Raw genomic sequence first — 15,190 nt, 5'->3', positions numbered from 1 at the left:
GCCGGTATTTTTCAGGTAGCCTTTTATCGTGGGTTCCATTCACTGCGATACCGGGCAGCGGCGTATGGCATGATTTGCCAATGTTCGCCGCCCTTTTTGCTCAGAGTTTTCCGTTTGGCTTTCCCTTTCCGTTCCATACATTCCTCTATCAAAAAGTAAGTTTGTGTTAATTTTGAAATCGGCCAAGGCAAGCATTTCCTGATTAACGATCTCCTTATCTGCAATATTTTTCTGATATTTTTAATAAATAAAATTCAAACACAAAACAGACCGGATAATCATGCATTATTACTTTTCTGCTTCTTTTTGGTAAATTGTAAAGAATTATTTACATTTGCTAATTTCCTATTGACACAATCGGAATATCGAAAAAAAATGCAACCTCGTTTCAACCAAAGGTAAAGAAAATGTCTCTATCCACTCACGACCCGTATGCCAACTACAGGGAGCTCACCCTGCGCGGCATGATATTGGGCGCGTTGATCACCGTGGTGTTCACCGCTTCCAATATTTATTTGGGGCTGAAGGTCGGCCTCACTTTTGCTTCTTCCATCCCGGCTGCCGTGATTTCCATGGCGATTTTGAAATTCGCCAAAGGCAGCAATATTTTGGAAAACAATATGGTGCAAACGCAGGCTTCTGCCGCCGGCACCTTGTCTTCCGTAATCTTCATCCTGCCCGGCCTCTTGATGAGCGGCTACTGGAGCGGCTTCCCGTTCTGGCAAACCACTCTTCTGTGTATGGCCGGCGGCATCCTCGGCGTGATTTTCACCATTCCGCTGCGCTATGCCATGGTGGTGAAAAGCGATTTACCCTATCCCGAAGGCGTGGCAGCGGCTGAGATTCTGAAAGTTGGCAGCGGCGACGGCGTGGTGGGCGAAGAAAGCGCCGAAGAAGCCAAATCCGGCGACAGCGGCATCGGCGAAATCGTGACCGGCGGCATCATTTCCGGCATTTTCAGCTTTGCCAGCAACGGCCTGCGCGTGATGGCCGACAGCGCGAGCTATTGGTTTAAAGCCGGCGCCTCCATCTTCCAAATCCCGATGGGCTTCTCGCTGGCGCTTTTGGGCGCGGGCTATTTGGTGGGCCTGGCCAGTGGTATCGCCATGCTGGTGGGCATCGTGATTGCCTGGGGCATTGCCATCCCCTACTTCTCCGCCACCAACCCGCAGCCGGCCGATATGGAAATGGTGGCCTTCGCCATGCAGCTGTGGCGCGAAAAAGTACGCTTCATCGGCGCGGGCACCATCGGTATCGCTGCCATCTGGACACTGATCACCCTGCTCAAACCCACCCTCGAAGGCATGAAAATGTCGTTCCGCGCCATCAAAGGCGGCGAACAGGCCGCACTCGAACGCGTGGAGCAGGACTTGTCGCCCAAGGCCATGATTTCCTATGCGCTGGGCATGATGCTGCTCTTGGGCTTCTCTTTCTACCACTTCGTTGAAGCCGCCAACCTGCCCACCGGCACGGCTTGGCTGCTGGTGGTGGCCTGTACGCTGCTGGCTTTCGTGATCGGCTTTTTGGTGGCCGCCGCCTGCGGCTATATGGCCGGCCTAGTGGGCTCGTCTTCCAGCCCGATTTCCGGCATCGGCATCATCTCCGTGGTGGCCATTTCACTGGTGTTGCTGGGCATCGGCAGCGCCACCAACCTGTTTGCCGACGAAGGCAACCGCAACTTCCTGGTGGCGCTCACCCTGTTCTGCGGTTCCGCCGTGGTGGCCGTGGCCTCCATTTCCAACGACAACCTGCAAGACCTGAAAACCGGCTACCTGATTAAAGCCACCCCGTGGCGTCAGGAAGTGGCGCTGATTATCGGCTGCGTGGTGGGCGCCTTCGTGGTGTCTTCCGTGCTCGAGCTGCTCTACGCCGCCTACGGCTTCACCGGCGCCATGCCCCGCCCGGATATGGACCCGGCCCAAGCCCTGGCCGCCCCGCAGGCCACGCTGATGACCACCATCGCCAACGCCATCTTCTCCAACACGCTGCAATGGGGCTACATCCTCACCGGCATCGGCATCGGCGTGGTGCTCATCATCCTAAACGAAGTGCTCAAACGCAGCGGCTCCAAACTGATGCTGCCCACCCTGGCCGTGGGCATGGGCATCTACCTGCCGCCTGCCATCAACATGCCGATCGCCATCGGCGCCATCATGGCCGCCATCATCAAGCACCGCGTCCGCCACGATGAAAACAAAGTGAAAAATGCCGACCGCGTGGGCACCTTGTTTGCAGCCGGCCTGATTGTGGGCGAAAGCCTGGTCGGCGTGGTGATGGCCTTGATTATCGCCCTCTCCGTTACCAACGGCGGTTCCGATGCCCCCCTCGCGCTGAACCTCGAAAACTGGGGCAGCGCGGGCGAATTCCTCGGCCTGGCCTTCTTCATCGGCGGCATGCTCATCTTCATCCGCCGCATTTTGAAAGCAGGCAAATAATATAAACAAAACAGCTAGAGAAGCAGCCGCCCGATTGATGTCGGGCGGCTTTTTTGCTGCCGCATTTTAGCCGCGCAGAAACTTCGCCGCACTGCATTTGCACCGCATTGAAAGCAACGCTTTCAGGCAGCCCCGGCCCACACAGCAAAGGCTACCTGAAAACCCACGCGCCTATTTTTCAGGTAGCCTCCCCTGCATTTACACCCCTTATCCCGCCTTAAAAATATTTAGCGGATCCACTCCGTTTTTGATTATAATCCCCGCCTGGTTGTATCACCCCTTCAACTCAACACAGAAAAGGAAAATAAATGAAACAACTAACCCTAGCCGCCATCGCTGCCCTGCTGGCCGCCCCCGCCATCGCCGCCGACGACGGCTGGCTCGCCGAAGCCCAGCAAATCAACCGCAACATCGTGCGCGACCGTGACGACGCCGCCCGCCAAATCCAGCTCTTCACCGGCAAACTGCGCCAAGGCCGCAGCCAAAGCCACACCATCCGCCTCGAAGCCGGCAAACAATACTCCTTCTTCGCCGACTGCGACCGCCAATGCTCCAACCTCGACCTCGCCCTGGCCGACAGCAGCGGCAAAACCCTCAAGCAAGACACCGATGCCGACGACAACCCCATCATCAGCTGGAACGTAGCCCAAAGCGGCGAATACCAGCTCACCGTGAGCATGCCCGCCTGCGAAGACGCCGCCGGCTGCGACTACAGCGCCCAAGCCTTCGAGCAAAGCCCCTGGCTGCCCCGCGCCCAAAAAATGAACCGCGACATCGTACACGGCAAAGACAGCCAAGCCCGCCAAGCCCAAATCTTCAACGGCAGCCTGGCTAAAGAACAATCTCAAAGCCACAGCATCCAGCTTAGTGCCGGCAAATACTATTCCTTCTTTGCCGACTGCGGCTACGACTGCTCCGACATCGACCTCAGCCTCAAAGCTGCCGACGGCCGCGTGATCAAAGAAGACACCGACGACGACGACTCTCCCATGTTCGGCTGGCGCGCCAACCGCAGCGGCCGCTACACCGTTACCGTCACCATCCCCAAATGTGATTCCGCCCAATGCGGATACAGCAGCCAGGTATTCGTGGGCAACAAAGCCGTATTTGAATAAGCCCAGCATCTGAAAACCAAAGGCTACCTGAAAACGCAGCTTCAACGAAGTTGAATTTTCAGGTAGCCCTTTTTCCGCACCCAAAATCAATCATTATCTTAACAAATAAATTAAATCAATGATTTTAAATATATAAAAAACTAGAGTATTTCTCTAGTTTCCACTATAATGCCGCCTCCTTTCAACTTAAAACAAGGAAACATCATGCAGAAATTCACCGTATTGGCCCTGGCCGCCCTGATTGCCGCCCCCGCCCTCGCCATCGATAAAGACGGCTGGCTGGCTGAAGCCCAACAATTCAACACCTCTGCCGTGCGCAGCAAAGACAGCGGCGCCCGCCAAACCAACCTGTTCAACGGCCGCGCCAAAACAGGCGAGCAGAAAACCCACCAGGTTCAGCTCACCGCCGGCAAATACTACAGCTTCTTCGCCGATTGCGACCGCGAATGCGACAACATCGACCTCACCCTGAAATCCGCCAACGGCCAAGTGATCCAAGCCGACACTGAAGGCGACGACAGCCCCATGTTCGGCTGGCGCGCCAACCGCAGCGGCCGCTACACCCTCACTGTAACCATCCCCGGTTGCAACAACAGCAGCGCCGGTTGCGACTACAGCAGCCAGGTATTCATGGGCAACCGCACCGTATTTGGCACCGCCGATTGAGGCAAACAAACAGGCAGACTGCAACGGTCTGCCTGTTTTACCATTTAAAACCCCTGAAACATCAGTTTCAACAACACCAACTTTTCAGGTAGCCTTTCCTTTTAGCGCCAGCAACACCAGCCCAATAAGCTTCAGCTTAGCGGAAATCCCGCCGCGCTGCGTTTGAACTGCGTTGGCACCCACGCTTCCAAACTGCCCGCAACCCAATGCAGGCTACCTGAAAACGAAGTCTCCGTAGGAAGCTGGATTTTTGTAAAGCCAAAACTGACCGAGCGCAGAAACTAGCGCTGCCCGCGCACCGCCGTCCAAGCCGCGTCCAAGCGGCGGCCGGCTGCGTCCAGCGTGCTGTTTGACTGCTGCGCCGCCACATCGGCCTCATTCAGCTGCGTTTGCAGCTGCGCGATTTCCGCCTGTTTCTGCTGCACGGCGGCCTGCGCCGCTTCCAAGCGGCTGCGCAGCGTGGCCACGCGGCTGCCGTTGTCGGTTTGCGCCTTGAGCGCTTCCTGATAGGCCATCTGCGCGCTCAACAGCTCGGTTTGCGCCGCATCTTCCGCCAGAGCCGGTGCGGCGGCCGCTAGCAGGCCCAAGGCTGCAATCATACGAATGTGCTTCATCATTTCCTCCTGTATCGCAAATCGGGTTACAACGAACGGCCGCAAGCCGTTTCAAACTGGCTGCCGCCGGCCGAACCCCTCACCACCGGCACAGGCTGCCGCCCGTTTGCCCCGTATTGGTGCGAAGCCAGCTTGTTGCCCGAAGCATCCCACATTTCCACCGACACCAGCCGGCGCGTGCGCGCCTGGCAGTCGAACAGCCATTGGTTTACCGCCGTTTTGAAATGCGGCGTATTCACATAATGCTCGGTTTTCGGGTTGGAAACGGTAATCCGCTCGCGGAAGCTGGCCTGGTTGCCGGTTTTCCGGATGCTGGCATTGTCGATTTCGTAGCGCATATTGCCGTTCGGGCTCACGCCCACTTCTTTCCAGCTGCCGCCCGGCCCGCCCACGCTCGGGCAGCCCGCCAACACCAGCGCCGCGCAAAGCGGCGCAAATCTGCTCACTCTCATAAAAATCCTTTCAGGTAGCCTTCAAACGCTATAAAATCCGCGCCATTATATCCAACAATCCCCGCCAACGGAAAACCCACCCATGCCCCAGCCAGCCGCCCTCAGCATCCTGCGCGACGTTTTCGGCTACCACGCCTTCCGCGGACGGCAGGAAGAAATCGTCAACACGCTGGCCGGCGGCGAGAGCCTGCTGGTGCTGATGCCCACCGGTGGTGGCAAATCCCTGTGCTACCAAATCCCCGCCTTGATGCGGCGCGGGCTGGCCGTGGTCGTTTCCCCGCTGATCGCGCTGATGGACGACCAAGTGGCCGCCCTGCAGGCCGCAGGCGTGGCCGCCGCCAGCGTGCACAGCGGCATCGGCAGCAGCCGAATTCGCCAAATTGCCGACGAAATCGAAGCAGGCTACCTGAAACTGCTTTATGTTTCCCCCGAGCGCCTGGTGAGCGAGCGCTTCCTGCGTTTTCTCGACCACACCGAAATCAGCCTTTTCGCCATCGACGAAGCCCACTGCGTGAGCCAATGGGGGCACGACTTCCGCCCCGAATACCGCCAGCTCGGCCTCCTGGCCGAACGCTATCCCGCCATCCCCCGCATCGCCCTCACCGCCACCGCCGACGCCGAAACCCGCGCCGACATCAAACACTACCTCCATCTGGAACACGCTGTCGAATTCGTTGCCAGCTTCGACCGCCCCAACATCTACTACCAAATCATCGAAAAAAACAACGGCAAAAACCAGCTGCTCGATTTCCTCCACGGCCGTCCGAGCGGCGAAAGCGGCATCGTATACTGCCTGAGCCGCAAAAAAGTGGAAGACACCGCCGCCTTCCTGTGCGAACACGGCTACCGCGCCCTGCCCTACCACGCCGGCCTCAGCATGGAAGAGCGCAACGAACACCAACACCGCTTCACCCGCGAAGAAGGCCTCATCATCGTGGCCACCGTGGCCTTCGGCATGGGCATCGACAAGCCCGACGTGCGCTTCGTCGCCCACCTCGACATGCCCCAGAGCATCGAGCATTTCTACCAGGAAAGCGGCCGCGCCGGGCGCGACGGCCAGCCCGCCGCCAGCTGGCTGTGCTACGGCCTCAACGACTACGCCCTCTTGCGCGAACGCATCCAAACCGGCAACAGCAGCGATTTCCAAAAACAAATCGAGCAGCAAAAGCTCGAAGCCATGTTTGCCGTGTGCGAAACCTCCGGCTGCCGCCGCGCCGCCCTCCTGCGCCACTTCGGCGAAGAAAGCCAGCCCTGCGGCCACTGCGACAACTGCCTGCACCCGCCCGTGCGCTTCGATGCCACCGAAAACGTGCAGAAACTATTGAGCTGCATCTACCGTGTCGGCCAGCGTTTCGCCGCCGGCTACGTCATCAACGTATTGCGAGGCAAAGCCGACGACTGGATACGCCAAAACCACCACGACCGGCTCACCACCTACGGCATCGGCGCCGCCCTCTCCGACAAAGAATGGCGCGGCGTGATCCGCCAATGCATCGGCCAAGGCCTCCTCACCACCGACGCGCAAAACTACCATGCCCTCCTGCTCACCGAAGAGGCTGTGCCCGTATTGCAGGGCAAAAAAAACGTGATGCTGCGCCCGCTCAAACGCGCCAAATCCGCCACCCGCACCCCGCGCGAACAATGGCTGCGCACCGAGCGCGAAGAGCGCCTGTGGCAAGCCCTGCGCCAATGGCGCACCGAACGCGCCCGCGCCGACAACGTGCCCGCCTACATCATCTGCGGCGACCGCACCCTGCAAGACATCGTGCAGCAGCGCCCCACCACCTCCGCCGACCTGCAACACATCTACGGCCTGGGCGAAGCCAAAATCCAAAAATTCGGCAGCGACATCCTCGAAGTGTGCGCACGGTTTATGCAGGATAACGCAGAGGCAGGCCCGCCGCCGGAAACTGCTTTATAACCCTTTGCCCGAAACGCAAAAAGGCTACCTGAAAATTTTCGCTGCGCAGAAACTTGCGAAGCTCGTTTTCAGGTAGCCTCTTGCCTTGCCGCTTTCCCGCTTAGAGGCTACCTGAAAACCCCCATTGCCGTTTTCAGGTAACCCCTATGCCTTGCCTGCAACAAACAAAAGCATCCGCCTGCCGGCATTACAGCCCGTCCGGTAGCGGCTGGCAAACGGCGTGGGTAAAAGCAAATATTTGCGCCCTATCCCATGCGGTAATCCGCTTGCGGTAGGCCTTTGCAGCAGCCATCAATCAGAATGATTCGGCATTCTATACATACAGCCCCGGGCTACCTGAAAATCAGACTGCCCCGCGCCGGAAAAATACCGGCCAAACCAGCCGCCGCCAAATCCCGATCATCCGCTCCACCCGCTGGTCAGCGCTCCTTCGGCAGCGTATAATTTACATCTTTTTACGGATAGTAAACACATGATTGCTTGGATAGAAGCCGGCCGCGCGGGGCTGTTGGCGCGGCAGTATTGGCTGCGCAACCTGGCTGCGGGCGCGATTGTGGGCGTGGTGGCGCTGCCGCTTTCGATGGCCTTCGCCATTGCCACCGGCGTGAAGCCGGAGCAAGGCATTTACACCGCGATTGTGGCCGGGCTAGTGGTGGCGGTGTGCGGCGGCTCACGCGTACAGATTGCCGGCCCCACCGGCGCCTTTATCGCCATTCTGGCCGGCATCACCGCCAAATTCGGCTTCAGCGGCCTGCAAATCGCCACCATCATGGCAGGCATCATCCTGCTTTTGATGGGAATTTTCCGCCTCGGCGCGATGATCCGCTTTATCCCCATGCCGGTGGTGCTCGGCTTTACGGCGGGCATCGGCGTGGTGATTTGGGTGGGGCAGTGGGCGGCATTTTTCGGCCTGCCTAAGGCATCGGGCGAGTATTTCCACGAGCAATTCGTTTCACTGCTGCACAGCCTGCCGCAGCTGCACCCGGCCACTACCGCGCTGGGGTTGGTATCCCTCGCGCTGCTCATCGCCGTGCCGCGCCATCCCAAGCTGCGGCGCATTCCCTCGCCGATGGTGGTGCTCATCGCCGCCACCCTGCTGCAAAGCCTGTTTCATTTCAAAGGCGTGGCCACCATCGGCTCGGCCTACGGCGCCATCCCGCAAAAGCTGCCCGGCTTCTCCCTGCCCGCCTTCACTTGGGCACAGGTTTCCCTGCTCACCCTGCCCGCCTTTACCATCGCCATGCTCGGCGCGATTGAATCGCTGCTTTCCGCCGTGGTGGCCGACGGCATGGCCGGCACGCGCCACAGTTCCAACCAGGAGCTGATCGGGCAAGGTTTGGCCAACATCATCACGCCCTTCTTCGGCGGCTTCGCGGCCACTGGCGCCATCGCCCGCACCGCCACCAACATCCGCCAAGGCGGCAACAGCCCGCTCGCCGGCGTGGTGCACGCGCTCACGCTGGCGCTGATTCTGCTGATTGCCGCGCCCCTAGCCGCCAACATCCCGCTGGCCGCGCTGGCCGCCATCCTTTTTCAGGTAGCCTGGAACATGAGCGAGCCCAAACGCTGCATCAATATGCTGCGCCGCGCGCCGCGCGCCGACACCGCATTATTTCTCATCACCTTTTCCCTCACCGTGCTGGTGGATTTGGTGGTGGCGGTGAACATCGGCGTGATTTTGGCCACGCTGCATTTCCTGCGCCAGATGGCCAATGCCGTGGAAGTGCGCAAAGACGAGAGCAGCGGCGACGCTGAAGCGCTGCCGGAAGACGTGCAGATGTTTATCGTAAACGGCCCCTTTTTCTTCGGTGCGATGGAGAAATTCGAGAAAACCCTGGCCGACATCAACACCCAGCCGCGCGCCGTGGTGCTGCGCATGCGCTGGGTGCCCTATATCGACATGACCGGCATCCTCACGCTGGAACGCGTGATTCAGCGTTTGCAGGGGCGCGGCATCCGCGTGCTGGTGTCCGGCGCCAACGAGCAGGTGCGCGGCAGCCTGATCCGCAGCGGCATCGTGGCCCTGCTCGGCGAAGGCAACTTCATGCGCGACTTCGACACGGCGGTACAAACCCTGCGCGCCGAGGCGGCAACAAAGGCGAAGGCAGAAGCAGGCACGCCCGTGCCGTAACGACCGCCTGCATGCGGCAAAGGCTACCTGAAAACCGTTATCCAGGTTTTCAGGTAGCCTTTACCTTTTCTTTGCCGATAAATTTTCAGGTAGCCTTTTGTGTGCAAGGGGCTACCTGAAAATCTTCTACTGTTTATAGAACGCCCACAATTTAAAATCCAAATCTATCTGAAACTATAATAGACTAATTTTTTTTGCTAATTCATCACTCCAAACTGTAATCAAATTTCTCTTTAAGCTGACACCGTCTATCTTGCCGCTTAACTCTTTCTAATATTTCTACAATTTCAAAAAACTTACTTCCTAGCTGATCTTTTGAAAATTGAGAATCTTGCCAAATCAGCATAACAGGCCGTTCAACATTTGCACTCAATAAATCCCATAAAGCATCAAGATTCTTCCCGTAAAATCCCTCTACGCAAAATATTTTAGTAATTTGGTTATGAAAATCTTGTTCCGTATAAATTTTGCTGCCAATAATTTCCAATTTCATAATCGTCTAGTCCATTAACAGAACTCACTCCGATCGCTTGAACTTTGTTGAAGTAAAAATGCTTTCAGGTAGCCTCTTGTACATAAAAGGCTACCTGAAAATGCAGCACGGCAAACTTTCTGCGCCGCCGAAGCATTACAGCAAATGCGCCACCGCCGCACGTTCGTCTTCCAGCTCCTTGAGCGTAATGCCGATACGCTCGCGGCTGAAATCGTCGATCGGCAAATCTTTGATCACGCGGTATTCGCCGTTTTCGCACACCACGGGCAGCCCGAACACCAGGCCTTCGGGAATGCCGTAGGCGCCGTCGGAAGGCACGCCCATGGTGACCCAGCGGCCCTGGCTGCCAAGCACCCAGTCGCGGATGTGCTCGATGGCGGCGTTGGCGGCAGAAGCGGCGGAGGAAAGTCCACGCGCTTCGATGATGGCGGCGCCACGCTTTGCCACGGTGGGCAGGAAATGCCCGGCATACCATTGCGTGTCGTTAATGAGCTGCGGCACGCTTTGGCCGTTTGCCGTGGCGAAACGGTAGTCGGCATACATGGTGGGGCTGTGGTTGCCCCACACGCACAGCTGCTCGATGTCGTTCACTGAGCAGCCGGTTTTGAGGGCGATTTGGTTGAGCGCGCGGTTGTGGTCGAGGCGCAGCATGGCGGTGAAATTGCGCGCGGGCAAATCGGGCGCGGATTTCATGGCGATGTGGGCGTTGGTATTGGCGGGGTTGCCCACCACCAGCACCTTCACGTTGCGGTCAGCCACTTTATTCAGGGCGGCGCCCTGTGTGCTGAAGATGGCGGCGTTGGCGTGCAAAAGGTCGGCGCGCTCCATGCCCTTGCTGCGCGGGCGGGCACCAACAAGGATGGCAATTTGCGCATCTTGAAAGGCGATTTCTGGATCGTCGGTGGCGAACACGTCGGCCAAGAGCGGGAAGGCGCAATCGTGCAGCTCCATAATCACGCCGCGCACGGCCTGCTGTGCCTGCGGCAAATCAAGCAGCTGCAAAATCACGGGCTGGTCGGCGCCGAGCATGTCGCCGGATGCGATGCGGAACAGCAGGGAATAGGCAATCTGGCCGGCGGCACCGGTAACGGCTACACGGATGGGGGCTTTTTGTGTGTTCGGGGTGCTCATATGGAGATAAGTAATGGCGGCGGGCAGGTATCGGGCTGCGCTGTATTTTTAGCTTCGCAGAAACTCAGCTTGTGCTGCGCCCAAACATCGTTTTAACTACGTTGAAGCTTCGCTTTCAGGTAGCCTGTTGCCCGAAACGCCCGTGCTGCAACAGAAATTTAAAGGGCGCTATGATACCGCAAAGTGGCTCAAACTGCGGCGGTTTTTGTTATTTTTTATTAAGGGTTGCGTTTTCGGCTATCGGGTAAAACGGCCTGTGTGGCAGAACTGGTAAGCTATTGCGGCCAAGGTGCAAGTTTCAGCCGGCCTTTTTCAATGTTAAGTTGATTTAAATCAAGAGCTGCTATATTATCCGCACATCTGCAATTTGTGCGCCGACAACCGCAAAACACGGCGCGCCGATTGCTGGTGCTGCCGGCTTTTCGGTTGCCGGCATCAGGCTACCTGAAACAATTCGTTGGCAGGCAGCCTTTGGGTTTTGGGTGCCGGTTTGACCCGGCTTTGGCGTTTGACTCAATCTGAGGAAGTTTCGCTATGCGGACGACTAACAGACCGATATTCCTGGATATTCTCAGCATCCGGCTGCCGATTCCGGGGATTGTTTCCATCCTGCACCGCATCAGCGGCGTGCTGCTGTTTATCAGCCTGCCGCTTTTGTTGTGGCTCTTCTCCGGCACGCTGAACCGTGCCGATGCTTTCGAAAGCTACCGCGCCTTCGTGTCCCATCCGCTGGTGAAAATCGGCCTGCTCGGGCTGTTGTGGGCCTACCTGCATCACTCGTTTGCCGGCATCCGCTTCCTGCTCTTGGATATGCATAAAGGCCTGGAGCTGAACACCGCCCGCGCCACGGCCAAAACCGTAATGGCGCTGGCTTTGCTTTGCACCGCTGTTTTGGGAGTATGGCTATGGTAGACCGCAAACTCACCGGCGCGCACTACGGCCTGCGCGATTGGGCCATGCAGCGCGCCACCGCCGTTTTGATGCTGATTTATACCATGGCGCTGATTGCGTTCCTGTTCGCGCTGCCGGGCGATTATGCCGCGTGGCAGGCGTTTTTCGGGCAGGTGTGGGTGAAAGTGTTTACCCAAGTGAGCCTCATCGCGCTATTTCTGCATGCTTGGGTGGGCATCCGCGATTTGTGGATGGACTACATCAAACCTTTCGGCCTGCGCCTGTTTTTTCAGGTAGCCACCATCGTATGGCTGGCCGGCTGCATGGTTTATTCGGTTAATGTAATTTGGGGTTGAACGAGATGACTTATCCTGTCCGAAAATTCGATGCCGTCATTGTGGGCGGCGGCGGTGCCGGCCTGCGTGCGGCGCTGCAACTTTCCAAAGCCGGCCTCAACACCGCCGTGCTCTCCAAAGTATTCCCCACCCGCTCGCACACTGTGGCGGCGCAAGGCGGCATTTCCGCCTCATTGGGCAACGTGCAGGAAGACCGCTGGGACTGGCACATGTACGACACGGTGAAAGGTTCCGACTGGCTCGGCGACCAAGACGCCATCGAATTCATGTGCCGCCGCGCGCCTGAGGCCGTGATCGAGCTGGAACACATGGGCATGCCCTTCGACCGCGTGGAAAGCGGCAAAATCTACCAGCGCCCCTTCGGCGGCCACACCCGCCTGAGCAACCCCGACGATCCGAACAGCGCCCGCATCGCCGTAGAACGCGCCTGCGCCGTGGCCGACCGCACCGGGCACGCCATGTTACACACGCTCTACCAGCAAAACGTGCGCGCCAACACCCAATTCTTCGTGGAATGGACCGCGCTCGACCTCATCCGCAACGAGCAGGGCGACGCCGTGGGCATCACCGCCATGGAAATGGAAAGCGGCGACGTGTATATCTTCCACGCCAAAGCCATCCTGTTTGCCACCGGCGGCGGCGGGCGCATCTATGCCTCCTCCACCAACGCCTTCATGAACACCGGCGACGGCCTGGGCATCTGCGCCCGCGCCGGCATCCCGCTGGAAGACATGGAATTCTGGCAGTTCCACCCCACCGGCGTGGCCGGCGCCGGCGTGCTGATCACCGAAGGCGTGCGCGGCGAAGGCGGCATCCTGCTCAACGCCGACGGCGAACGCTTCATGGAGCGCTACGCCCCCACTGTGAAAGACCTCGCCTCGCGTGACGTGGTTTCCCGCGCCATGTCGCTGGAAATCCTGGAAGGGCGCGGCTGCGGCAAAAACAAAGACCACGTGCTGCTGAAAATCGACCACATCGGCGCGGAAAAAATCATGTCCAAGCTGCCCGGCATCCGCGAGATTTCCATCAATTTCGCCGGCGTCGATCCGATTAAAGACCCGATTCCCGTGGTGCCCACCGTGCACTACATGATGGGCGGCATCCCCACCAACTATCTGGGCGAAGTGGTGGCGCCGCAAAACGGCAACCCCGAAGCCGTGGTACCCGGGCTGTATGCCGCCGGCGAATGCGCCTGTGCCTCTGTGCACGGCGCCAACCGCCTAGGCACCAACTCCCTGCTCGATTTGGTGGTGTTCGGCAAATCCGCCGGCGACAGCATGATCGAGTTCATCAGGCAGCACCCTGACATCAAACCACTGCCTGAAAACGCCGGCGTTTTCACCGAACAGCGCCTGGCTCGCCTAAACAACCAAACCGGCGGCGAAAGCGTAGACGCCCTGCGCGGCGAATTGCAGCGCACCCTGCAACGCCATGCCGGCGTGTTCCGCACCGACGCCATCCTGAAAGAAGGCGTAGACAAAATCCTCGCCTTGGCCGAGCGCGTAAAGCGCACCGAAATCGGCGACAAGAGCCAAGTGTGGAACACCGCCCGCATCGAAGCGCTGGAGCTCGACAACCTGATGGAAGTGGCCAAAGCCACCATGATTGCCGCCGAAGCCCGCAAAGAATCGCGCGGTGCCCACGCCTCCGACGACCACCCCGAGCGCGACGACGAAAACTGGATGAAGCACAGCCTGTTTTATTCTGCCGACAACCGCCTGGCCTACAAACCCGTGCACACCCAGCCGCTCACCGTGGACTACATCAAACCCGCCAAACGCGTTTACTAAAGCGCAAACGGCTGCCGGTTTCAGTATAACTGAAACAAGGCGAATATTTTTCAGGTAGCCTTTTCCCATACAGTCTCATACAGAGGCTACCTGAAAATAAAAAACACAAGTCCGAGCCGCAGCCGCCAAAAAGCAAAAGGAACACCCCATGGAAACCATCCGCCTCAAAGTGTACCGCTACAACCCCGATGTCGATGCCAAACCCTATATGCAAGACTACGAGCTCCAAATCGAGCCCACCGACGTCAAGCTGCTCGATGCCATCATGAAGCTCAAAGCCCAAGACGACAGCCTCTCCTTCCGCCGCTCCTGCCGCGAAGGCATATGCGGCTCCGACGGCATGAACATCAACGGCAAAAACGGCCTCGCCTGCCTCACCGATATCCGCAGCCTCAAGCAGCCCATCGTTTTGCGACCCCTGCCCGGCCTGCCCGTCATCCGCGACCTCATCGTCGACATGACCCAGTTTTTCAAACAATACCACTCCATCAAACCCTATGTGGTCAACGACACTCCCGCCGACCCGCGGCAGGAACGCCTGCAAAGCCAAGCCGAACGCGCCGAGCTCGACGGCCTCTACGAATGCATCCTCTGCGCCTGCTGCTCCACCTCCTGCCCTTCCTTCTGGTGGAACCCCGACAAATTCGTCGGCCCCTCCGGCCTCCTCAACGCCTACCGCTTCATCGCCGACACCCGCGACACCATCACCAACGAACGTTTGGACAACCTCAACGACCCCTACCGCCTGTTCCGCTGCCACACCATCATGAACTGCGTGGACGTCTGCCCCAAACACCTCAATCCCACCCGCGCCATCGGCAAAATCAAAGAAATCATGCTCAAACGCGCCGTTTAGTTAGCAGCATCCCCACCTTCAGGCCGCCTCAAAAGCGGCCTGTTTCCCACATCTCAGGAGCCCCAGCCATGACCCGATTCGACGACACCGCCAAACGGCGCATCCGCTTCCAAACCCGCCGCGGGCTGCTCGAGCTCGACATCCTGCTCCAACGGTTCATGGCCGAAGAATTCGAACGCCTGAGCGATGCCGAGCTGGCCGTGTTCACCGAACTGCTCGCCCTGCCCGATCCCGAGCTGTTCGCCCAAATCAACGGCCAAACCGAAACCGCTTCCGCCGAAGCCGCCGCCCTGATAGGCAAAATCCGCAGCAGCCGTGCCGCAATGTAAAATCGTGCCA

At 58.5% G+C, this 15,190-nt stretch carries 14 protein-coding genes; 10 read left to right on the top strand and 4 right to left on the bottom strand.

Annotation, left to right across the window (positions count from 1 at the left end; all coding sequences use genetic code 11):
• Positions 1-407: 407 nt before the first annotated feature.
• The 3 genes from H9Q10_RS08890 (at position 408) to H9Q10_RS08880 (ending at position 4,216) form a co-directional block, all read left to right on the top strand.
• On the top strand, positions 408-2,435 hold the full coding sequence (locus H9Q10_RS08890; RefSeq protein ID WP_197903606.1) for an OPT family oligopeptide transporter: 2,028 nt from the start codon (positions 408-410) through the stop codon (positions 2,433-2,435).
• 308 nt (positions 2,436-2,743) lie between these two features.
• On the top strand, positions 2,744-3,550 hold the full coding sequence (locus H9Q10_RS08885; RefSeq protein WP_197903684.1) for a hypothetical protein: 807 nt from the start codon (positions 2,744-2,746) through the stop codon (positions 3,548-3,550).
• Between the two features lie 204 nt (positions 3,551-3,754).
• Positions 3,755-4,216, top strand: a complete 462-nt coding sequence (locus tag H9Q10_RS08880) for a hypothetical protein (protein WP_197903605.1) — start codon at positions 3,755-3,757, stop codon at positions 4,214-4,216.
• Between the two features lie 281 nt (positions 4,217-4,497).
• Here H9Q10_RS08880 and H9Q10_RS08875 read toward each other — a convergent pair whose 3' ends face one another.
• Together H9Q10_RS08875 and H9Q10_RS08870 are read right to left on the bottom strand one after the other, a co-directional pair.
• Complete coding sequence (locus H9Q10_RS08875; RefSeq protein ID WP_197903604.1) at positions 4,498-4,833, bottom strand: hypothetical protein; 336 nt, start codon at positions 4,831-4,833, stop codon at positions 4,498-4,500.
• A 23-nt stretch (positions 4,834-4,856) separates the two neighbouring features.
• A complete protein-coding gene (locus H9Q10_RS08870; protein ID WP_197903603.1) occupies positions 4,857-5,282 on the bottom strand; it encodes a surface-adhesin E family protein in 426 nt (141 codons plus the stop codon).
• An 82-nt stretch (positions 5,283-5,364) separates the two neighbouring features.
• Between H9Q10_RS08870 and recQ the strand changes: the two genes are divergently transcribed.
• On the top strand, positions 5,365-7,203 hold the full coding sequence (gene recQ, locus H9Q10_RS08865; protein ID WP_197903602.1) for a DNA helicase RecQ: 1,839 nt from the start codon (positions 5,365-5,367) through the stop codon (positions 7,201-7,203).
• A gap of 472 nt (positions 7,204-7,675) precedes the next feature.
• Positions 7,676-9,334 carry a SulP family inorganic anion transporter gene (locus H9Q10_RS08860; protein WP_197903601.1) on the top strand — a complete coding sequence of 553 codons (1,659 nt, stop codon included), beginning with the start codon at positions 7,676-7,678 and terminating at the stop codon, positions 9,332-9,334.
• A 205-nt stretch (positions 9,335-9,539) separates the two neighbouring features.
• Here H9Q10_RS08860 and H9Q10_RS08855 read toward each other — a convergent pair whose 3' ends face one another.
• Complete coding sequence (locus tag H9Q10_RS08855) at positions 9,540-9,827, bottom strand: barstar family protein (protein ID WP_197903600.1); 288 nt, start codon at positions 9,825-9,827, stop codon at positions 9,540-9,542.
• A 135-nt stretch (positions 9,828-9,962) separates the two neighbouring features.
• On the bottom strand, positions 9,963-10,958 hold the full coding sequence (locus tag H9Q10_RS08850; RefSeq protein ID WP_197903599.1) for a malate dehydrogenase: 996 nt from the start codon (positions 10,956-10,958) through the stop codon (positions 9,963-9,965).
• 534 nt (positions 10,959-11,492) lie between these two features.
• On the opposite strand from H9Q10_RS08850, the gene sdhC reads away from it, so the two are divergent.
• The 5 genes from sdhC to H9Q10_RS08825 all read left to right on the top strand — a co-directional run bounded on the left by sdhC (position 11,493) and on the right by H9Q10_RS08825 (position 15,180).
• Positions 11,493-11,870, top strand: a complete 378-nt coding sequence (sdhC, locus tag H9Q10_RS08845; RefSeq protein WP_197903598.1) for a succinate dehydrogenase, cytochrome b556 subunit — start codon at positions 11,493-11,495, stop codon at positions 11,868-11,870.
• The gene (gene sdhD, locus H9Q10_RS08840; RefSeq protein WP_197903597.1) at positions 11,864-12,205 is read left to right on the top strand and encodes a succinate dehydrogenase, hydrophobic membrane anchor protein; all 342 of its coding nucleotides are present in this window, start codon (positions 11,864-11,866) and stop codon (positions 12,203-12,205) included. Before sdhC ends, sdhD begins: the two co-directional genes overlap by 7 nt.
• Before the next feature lie 5 nt (positions 12,206-12,210).
• The gene (gene sdhA / locus H9Q10_RS08835) at positions 12,211-13,995 is read left to right on the top strand and encodes a succinate dehydrogenase flavoprotein subunit (RefSeq protein ID WP_197903596.1); all 1,785 of its coding nucleotides are present in this window, start codon (positions 12,211-12,213) and stop codon (positions 13,993-13,995) included.
• A gap of 148 nt (positions 13,996-14,143) precedes the next feature.
• Entirely contained in the window at positions 14,144-14,851 is a 708-nt protein-coding gene (locus H9Q10_RS08830) for a succinate dehydrogenase iron-sulfur subunit (protein WP_197903595.1), read from the top strand.
• Between the two features lie 68 nt (positions 14,852-14,919).
• Positions 14,920-15,180: an FAD assembly factor SdhE gene (locus H9Q10_RS08825; RefSeq protein WP_197903594.1), complete on the top strand. Its 261-nt coding sequence runs from the start codon at positions 14,920-14,922 to the stop codon at positions 15,178-15,180.
• The last annotated feature ends 10 nt before the right edge of the window (positions 15,181-15,190 follow it).

This window comes from Eikenella glucosivorans, assembly GCF_016025525.2.
Taxonomy (GTDB): domain Bacteria; phylum Pseudomonadota; class Gammaproteobacteria; order Burkholderiales; family Neisseriaceae; genus Eikenella; species Eikenella glucosivorans.
Note: the sequence above shows the minus strand (reverse complement) of the source record. Positions and strands in the feature narration are given on the sequence as shown.

What these genes read in the sequence shown, in the direction of transcription:
- H9Q10_RS08885 (WP_197903684.1), top strand. Translation starts at nt 2,744, where the DNA reads ATGAAACAACTAACCCTAGCCGCCATCGCTGCCCTGCTGGCCGCCCCC.
- H9Q10_RS08850 (WP_197903599.1), bottom strand. Translation starts at nt 10,958, where the DNA reads ATGAGCACCCCGAACACACAAAAAGCCCCCATCCGTGTAGCCGTTACC.
- recQ (WP_197903602.1), top strand. Translation starts at nt 5,365, where the DNA reads ATGCCCCAGCCAGCCGCCCTCAGCATCCTGCGCGACGTTTTCGGCTAC.
- H9Q10_RS08880 (WP_197903605.1), top strand. Translation starts at nt 3,755, where the DNA reads ATGCAGAAATTCACCGTATTGGCCCTGGCCGCCCTGATTGCCGCCCCC.
- H9Q10_RS08875 (WP_197903604.1), bottom strand. Translation starts at nt 4,833, where the DNA reads ATGATGAAGCACATTCGTATGATTGCAGCCTTGGGCCTGCTAGCGGCC.
- H9Q10_RS08870 (WP_197903603.1), bottom strand. Translation starts at nt 5,282, where the DNA reads ATGAGAGTGAGCAGATTTGCGCCGCTTTGCGCGGCGCTGGTGTTGGCG.
- H9Q10_RS08830 (WP_197903595.1), top strand. Translation starts at nt 14,144, where the DNA reads ATGGAAACCATCCGCCTCAAAGTGTACCGCTACAACCCCGATGTCGAT.
- sdhC (WP_197903598.1), top strand. Translation starts at nt 11,493, where the DNA reads ATGCGGACGACTAACAGACCGATATTCCTGGATATTCTCAGCATCCGG.
- H9Q10_RS08860 (WP_197903601.1), top strand. Translation starts at nt 7,676, where the DNA reads ATGATTGCTTGGATAGAAGCCGGCCGCGCGGGGCTGTTGGCGCGGCAG.
- H9Q10_RS08855 (WP_197903600.1), bottom strand. Translation starts at nt 9,827, where the DNA reads ATGAAATTGGAAATTATTGGCAGCAAAATTTATACGGAACAAGATTTT.
- sdhD (WP_197903597.1), top strand. Translation starts at nt 11,864, where the DNA reads ATGGTAGACCGCAAACTCACCGGCGCGCACTACGGCCTGCGCGATTGG.
- H9Q10_RS08890 (WP_197903606.1), top strand. Translation starts at nt 408, where the DNA reads ATGTCTCTATCCACTCACGACCCGTATGCCAACTACAGGGAGCTCACC.
- sdhA (WP_197903596.1), top strand. Translation starts at nt 12,211, where the DNA reads ATGACTTATCCTGTCCGAAAATTCGATGCCGTCATTGTGGGCGGCGGC.
- H9Q10_RS08825 (WP_197903594.1), top strand. Translation starts at nt 14,920, where the DNA reads ATGACCCGATTCGACGACACCGCCAAACGGCGCATCCGCTTCCAAACC.